6 protein-coding genes are annotated in these 6,003 nt (G+C 38.4%); 4 read left to right on the top strand and 2 right to left on the bottom strand.

The features are described 5' to 3' along the window. Positions 1 to 373 precede the first annotated feature (373 nt). A complete protein-coding gene (locus tag JW841_10755; protein MBN1961416.1) occupies positions 374 to 1,630 on the bottom strand; it encodes a carbohydrate porin in 1,257 nt (418 codons plus the stop codon). A 147-nt stretch (positions 1,631 to 1,777) separates the two neighbouring features. Then, positions 1,778 to 2,980: a caspase family protein gene (locus JW841_10750; protein MBN1961415.1), complete on the bottom strand. Its 1,203-nt coding sequence runs from the start codon at positions 2,978 to 2,980 to the stop codon at positions 1,778 to 1,780. A gap of 143 nt (positions 2,981 to 3,123) precedes the next feature. Here JW841_10750 and JW841_10745 point away from each other — a divergent pair, with 143 nt between their 5' ends. The 4 genes from JW841_10745 to JW841_10730 all read left to right on the top strand — a co-directional run bounded on the left by JW841_10745 (position 3,124) and on the right by JW841_10730 (position 5,944). Beyond that, on the top strand, positions 3,124 to 3,720 hold the full coding sequence (locus JW841_10745; protein MBN1961414.1) for an RNA polymerase sigma factor: 597 nt from the start codon (positions 3,124 to 3,126) through the stop codon (positions 3,718 to 3,720). Next, positions 3,704 to 4,531 (top strand): DUF4384 domain-containing protein, encoded by an 828-nt coding sequence (locus JW841_10740; GenBank protein ID MBN1961413.1) that lies wholly within the window; start codon positions 3,704 to 3,706, stop codon positions 4,529 to 4,531. The genes JW841_10745 and JW841_10740 overlap by 17 nt, the downstream gene beginning before the upstream one ends. A 340-nt stretch (positions 4,532 to 4,871) precedes the next feature. Further along, positions 4,872 to 5,168: a hypothetical protein gene (locus tag JW841_10735; GenBank protein ID MBN1961412.1), complete on the top strand. Its 297-nt coding sequence runs from the start codon at positions 4,872 to 4,874 to the stop codon at positions 5,166 to 5,168. 392 nt (positions 5,169 to 5,560) lie between these two features. Beyond that, positions 5,561 to 5,944 (top strand): hypothetical protein, encoded by a 384-nt coding sequence (locus tag JW841_10730; protein MBN1961411.1) that lies wholly within the window; start codon positions 5,561 to 5,563, stop codon positions 5,942 to 5,944. The last annotated feature ends 59 nt before the right edge of the window (positions 5,945 to 6,003 follow it).

Below are 6,003 nucleotides of genomic sequence, written 5' to 3'. Positions count from 1 at the left end.
TCTAATTCATATTTGCCACCGGTCATAAAAGCATTGATGCGAAATACGGCATAGGTAAATTAGTAAATTTTAGAAAATAAGATTTAATTCTGAAAAAATTGTCAGTTCTTATTTGATGATATGAGCAGGTGTGTCGAAAATCTGCGAAAATCTGCTATTTTAAAAAATTATATTATTGTTAGTTAAAAAATTAAACTAAAAAGAAAAGACAATGTTTATTTTTAGTATTTATTTTAAAGATAATATGTCGAATGATTAAAATATTTTTATACTTTTTATTTAACGTTTGGCACCAGCCAGGGGGGCCAGGGGGGCCAGGGGCCAAGGGGGCACCAGCCAAGGGGCACCAGCCAAGGGCAAGGGGGGCAATCATTTACCACCAAGCTTCTCCTTGAATACCAAAGGTAGATCCAGACGTGCTATTGCCATAAATTTGGCTAATCATGACTCCAGAGTCATAGACACCGCCGGCATTATGTGCCGCGTCGTTCCAGTGAGCATAAGTGTAAAACAGGCGGATAGTTGGTCTTGATGAAGCATCGTTACCAGCGTTGATCGCGGTGGCGACGGTGAATTTATCAAGTTGTTGTGTGGCACTATTGTCTTGCATAGTTTGATCATGACCAAATTCTGCTAACAGACGAAAGGGGCCATAAATATGCGAATCAGTGCGTGCGCCAATACTGAACCATTTTTGTGGATCTCCCCACGATTCATGTTCGTTACCACGATTTTTACGACTGCGATATTCACTAAACAGGTCTAGTGATGTTTGCATTACATTAAAGGTAAAAGTTTGTTGGATAAAAGCTCGCCATAGTTGGTGAACTTTGCTGAGTTCGGTTTTAATTCCGGCTGTATTTGTGCCTCTAATCGTTTCAATATATAAACGGTTATAAATGCCAATACGATATTGGTCCGCTCCCGCGTATATTCGTTCTGGGTTTGGGCCACTTGACGCGTCATTGGTCACTGAACGAGAGTATAGTCCTAACCAAATTTGGGCATCAGAATTTGGCAAGGTAGGAATAACTATGCGGCTTGTGATTTTGTAAGGCTTGATATTTTGAGCACCATAATCATTAGGATTAAGTAATAATGCAAGACTTAAGCGAACGTTACCAATTTGAATATTTTCAAGACCAGCGCCATCGCCATCTTCATTTTCTATAAATTGGTCATTAATACCAAGCTGTAAGCGATCATAATAGCGTCTTCCAACCCATAGTTGGCCATTAGCTAACTCAGGTATCTGATCTGCGAAAAAATATAATTGTCCAATGGTTGCTGCAAGGTCATCAAAAGTTGCTTGTGATGAATTTTGTTGCCAAGCTTTATAAACCTTGGGCATTACGACAACCCCCCAATCAGAACCCTTACCCCAGCCAAGGTTGTCTCCAATTTTTACCAAGTGAGCAATCCAGGTAGGTTCGATAACATAGTCGCATTCATTACCTAATCTATATTTGCTATCAGCAGAGCTAAGCCCAAAACATACCTGTCCCCCGCCTTTAGTCGAAAAACCCAAGCCAGCTCGAGCATAACCATGAAAGTCAACTTCAGCAGCCAAAATTTTCGCAGGTGAAGCGAAAAGTATAAACATCGATACAAACGGAATAAAATACCGCATCAAATTCTCCTCTGATGTTATGTGGCTTTTTGACTAACTATTTAGTCGTGCTTTACTTCAAAAGAGTGGTGAAGATAGGCTAAGTAAACTTTAATCTTTTAAAATTAGAGAAGAATGTAATATATTTGCAATAATTGATGATAGTTATTAAGGCAAAGATAAGGTTTCATCTTTAGTGAAGACGACTTTGTGTTCGTATGCGGTTCGTCCAGATGTGACTATGCGCATTTGAGCTGGGCCTGAAAATACTTGATAAATTAATGCAGAACCTTTGCTCTTGTGTAATGTATCAATAAAACCACTATCGAGATATTCAATGCTCACTCCGCCTTCAATGTCTTCGTTTAACATTAAAAGTGCACTGCGCTTCTGGGGCAAGCTGAAATATAGTGGAGCATTAGTCTTTAAATGCATAATTAGTTGTGGCCGTGGTGGGCGACGCTGCTGTACGGTAGCATATGCAGAAGTTTTTCGACGAACATAATTCCAAATATTTTCTAAAGTAATACCAGAGCCATCACGAGGTGCATTGTTGAGTGCCTCAATAAAGAAATAGGTAAATAATCCACCAAGTCTTCGGTCTTCATAACTAACTTCATTCCCACTATTTGAGGCGAGCCAAATACTACCCTCGGTTTTTAGCATGTCTCCTGGTAGTTCGCTAAATAAGTTAGTGATACTGATTGGTTTGATTCCTTTTGTTTTAGTTTGATCAACTGCAGGGACACCATTAAGCCACCAATGTGGCAATCCAAATGCTGAATATGTACGCTCGACATGTTCATCTTGGTTAGGGGCTGAATTTGTCCACCAAGGAGGCAAACCAGTTACTGGCGGGGTATTAGGAATAGTAAGTGGTGCTTCTTCAAGACTACCACTGGAGCATGCATCAAAAACTCCAACTTGAAAAGTAGCACCTACAGCACGAAAAATTGAAGCTAACTCTGTGGTTGATAAGGGACCATTACGTAAAAGTAATCTTGTGCTTTTTCCGTGACCGGTAAAAAAGAATGCAAAAAATGAATCAAAATTTCCGTAGGTTTTTTCATCGTGCCGTTTTTGTTCTGCTATTTGATGAGCGGCTTGTATTACTTCGTTTCGCGTCGGTGCAAGCAGTAGCAGTATGCGATTATTAGTGATGTCAAAATTAGATAAAGCGACCAAACGATTGCGTAATACTTCTGCTTCACGTTCTGCATGTAATAATTTTGGTAATGGAGGATGAGAACCTACATCACTCCCTACGTTACTGCCCACAATAATCGCATAGCGAATTGCTGCCGCCTGACCACATAAGGGGGTAATGATAAATAAAATTCCTAATAATGTTATTATAGTTTTTACCCACATATTATTTTTTTACGACAAACGCATACCAATCGGCTAGAAGAAAGAGATCGCATTGTGCGAATAATTTTATTTTTCAAGTTTACCTTTGTCTTTGGGTGCCTCTTAATAAAAAGACTAAGTAATTTTACAAATAAGGAGACGCTATGGTCGCTATTGAAAACAGCGAACTCATGGCTGGTATAAAACAAAACGATGAAGAAGCGCATCGTCGTTTTTGGTCGATATATTTTCCTATCGTACATGGCATTTGCATGAAAGTTTTAGGAGAGGGATTTTCTGCTAATGAGATAAGTGTTGAAGTGTTGGATGATTTTTTAACTAAATATATTCATACGTTAGAAAGTCCTAAAGCTATTCTTACTTATTTGCAATTGATGGCCACCCGTCGCTCCATCAAAGAAAAACAACGTCTCGATACAGCTTATGATTACCATATAGAAAATCAAGTCGCGCTAAATACAGTATCTCCAGAAGATAGGGCAACATATCATTTAATAATGCCCAGGCTTAATATTTGTCTTAATAAACTTACCCCTAAAGTTCAACGTATAGTAAAAATGCGATATTTTGAAGAATTATCAAATAGCGATATAGCTGTGCGTCTTGGCATATCAAAGCAATATATAGGTCGAATGCTAAATTCAACTATGGTTGTTTTGCGCAAGTGTCTTGAGCGAGCAACATTTGCAACAAAACCAACTGCAGAAACACAGGAGGTGGGTCGTGAGCCTGCCTTTTAATTCACCATATACATTGGATGAGCAAAAAATAGATACTTTGCTATCTTTTCGTTTAAAAAAAGGACGATTTTTTGAAGAAGAATGTCCAGGCCTACTGCAAGTGAGTATAGGACTTAGCGAAGACGCGACGCCAGAACAGGTTCAAAGTGCCCAAAAGCATTTGCAAAACTGCGCTATATGTTCGGCAACAACTAAAAATTGGCGTGAGATTATTAATGTCAATAATAACAAGATCAGCGACCAAGTAAAAAGTAAAAAATTATTTTGGTTATTGCCACGTGGGCTGCTATTTGCTTGTGGTGTAATACTATTAGTACTTAGTGCTACAACTTTATTGTCAGATTTGTTAGATTCGGGGCTTAACTTAATTACATCAAATACACCTAATATAATTTATAAGGGTTTAAATGAAAAGCTGTACGTAGCCATTGAAAGAATGGGTAAACGATTTCGTTTAACCAAAGGTGAACGTCTTTGCAATGGTGATCGGGTAGGATTTTTTTATTCTGCATCTACGCCAGCTTATTTAGCGCTATTGAGTGTTAGCGCAAATGGTGAGAGTACGATTTTATTCCCCAGAGAAGATGAGCAAAGCAGAGCTATAGCAGCAGGTGAAGAAATCGCATTACCAGTAAATGGCATTTTTGAAAGAAAAAGTCGCTGTGAATGGATAATTGGTGTCTTTTCTACAACACCACAACAACTAATAACCTTAATATCCATAGCAAAACAAGCTGCTCTGCAGGCTAGTGCAGATTGCGATATTGCTTATAAAATTTCTGATGCTCGCATAGTTATTATCAAACCATAAAATATTGTAACTCTTCAGGTCATAAATCAAGTAAAGCCCGCGCTCTCAGTAAATCTCTTTCGTCTTCGCTGGCTTATCTTCGATAAAAGTAACATTCACAAACAGCTTTGGGTACCGAATGAATGCAGTATTTCTCGTGTAGGCACATGACGTTACGCTCAAGAGATGTACCTTCGTTGCGCGGGTAATTATAATGTTTCTTTAACATTCTAAAGCTAGCATAAAATCAATCCCAAAAAGTACTTTCATCGTTTAGACCAGCGAAAAATATTACACTATAATAAAAAGCAAGCATTTTTAGGATCGCAAAAGGCTGCAAAATTTGATCTACCAATACTTGATGACTGTTCAAGAAGATCCGCGAGATAAACGTATTAAAGAGCTTGAATATTTATTAGAGCAGGCACTTGCACGTATTACTCAATTAGAAGCGCAGGTTAAAGATTTGCAGCAACAATTAGCAAAAAATAGTAGAAATAGCAGCAAACCACCTTCATCTGATGGTTTTAATAAACACCCAAGCAAACCTAACCCCCAAAGTTTACGCAGCAAAGGGCAACATAAAGCAGGCGGCCCAAAGCGCCGCTACGTCTCGCGAGCGAACGGTCATGCGCATGCAGGAGTAAGACGACAGTGATTCGGTACTTAAAGTTATTTATAAATACTGCTTTTATCGAAAGCTATTAAGGAAGACGAGGGAGATGTAGCAAGCGCGATAAAGGGCAACATTAGAAAACGCTCTTGATTTGGCGTTTGTGTCATTTATGGCATTTCTTGGCGTTTACGCCAGGGGGAGAGCTCTTAAGAAACAATATTTTTATACTTTTTATTTAACGTTTGGCACCAGCTATAGGGGCTATAGGGGAAATAGATATTGTGAAAACATTAAAGGCCGATAGTCTGTTTTTGTAAGCCAATGTAGGCGATTTGCATAGCTAAGATTTTAATGTCGCAAAGAATTTTTCTGATAAAATAAAATAGATTAACACCTTTTCCTTTTTGGTGGTTTTATACCACAGAGAGAAAGAGATGATGGATTTAGCAAAAATAAAAAACAGCAAGCTTATGGCAGCGCTTAGTGCCGTAATTGTATTTGGTTTATTATTTGCTGGGTTATTTGCCTTGTTTGATCGTGTATCTTTAAAACCAATTACGATTGAAGCGACGGTAATTAAGCAAGAATATCAACCAAATAAAGAAGACAACGAGTCGCAAGCAGAAACTGGCAGCGCCAACACAGATCCGCATGATATCGTTGGTCCTATTAAATTACATTTAAAATATAATGGTCAAGATATCGTGGCCAATGTTGATAAGCAGCAGTATGAGAAATTATCCGATAATGAGAAAGTTAAGATAACCTGTAGCCAACGTCGTTTAACCGGTGCGATAGAAGTATTAGAAGTGCAATAAAAACTTGAAAACCCGCCAATTCAAAATTTGCAACACCAATACAATTATTAGAATTGGCG

It is taken from the genome of Deltaproteobacteria bacterium (genome assembly GCA_016931625.1).
In the GTDB taxonomy this organism is placed as follows: domain Bacteria; phylum Myxococcota; class XYA12-FULL-58-9; order XYA12-FULL-58-9; family JAFGEK01; genus JAFGEK01.
The sequence above is the reverse complement of the archived record's forward strand: the minus strand, read 5'-3'. Positions and strand labels throughout refer to the sequence as shown.

Coding starts and splice junctions, on each gene's coding strand:
- JW841_10745 (MBN1961414.1), top strand. CDS start 3,124: ATGGTCGCTATTGAAAACAGCGAACTCATGGCTGGTATAAAACAAAAC.
- JW841_10755 (MBN1961416.1), bottom strand. CDS start 1,630: ATGCGGTATTTTATTCCGTTTGTATCGATGTTTATACTTTTCGCTTCA.
- JW841_10750 (MBN1961415.1), bottom strand. CDS start 2,980: ATGTGGGTAAAAACTATAATAACATTATTAGGAATTTTATTTATCATT.
- JW841_10735 (MBN1961412.1), top strand. CDS start 4,872: ATGACTGTTCAAGAAGATCCGCGAGATAAACGTATTAAAGAGCTTGAA.
- JW841_10730 (MBN1961411.1), top strand. CDS start 5,561: ATGATGGATTTAGCAAAAATAAAAAACAGCAAGCTTATGGCAGCGCTT.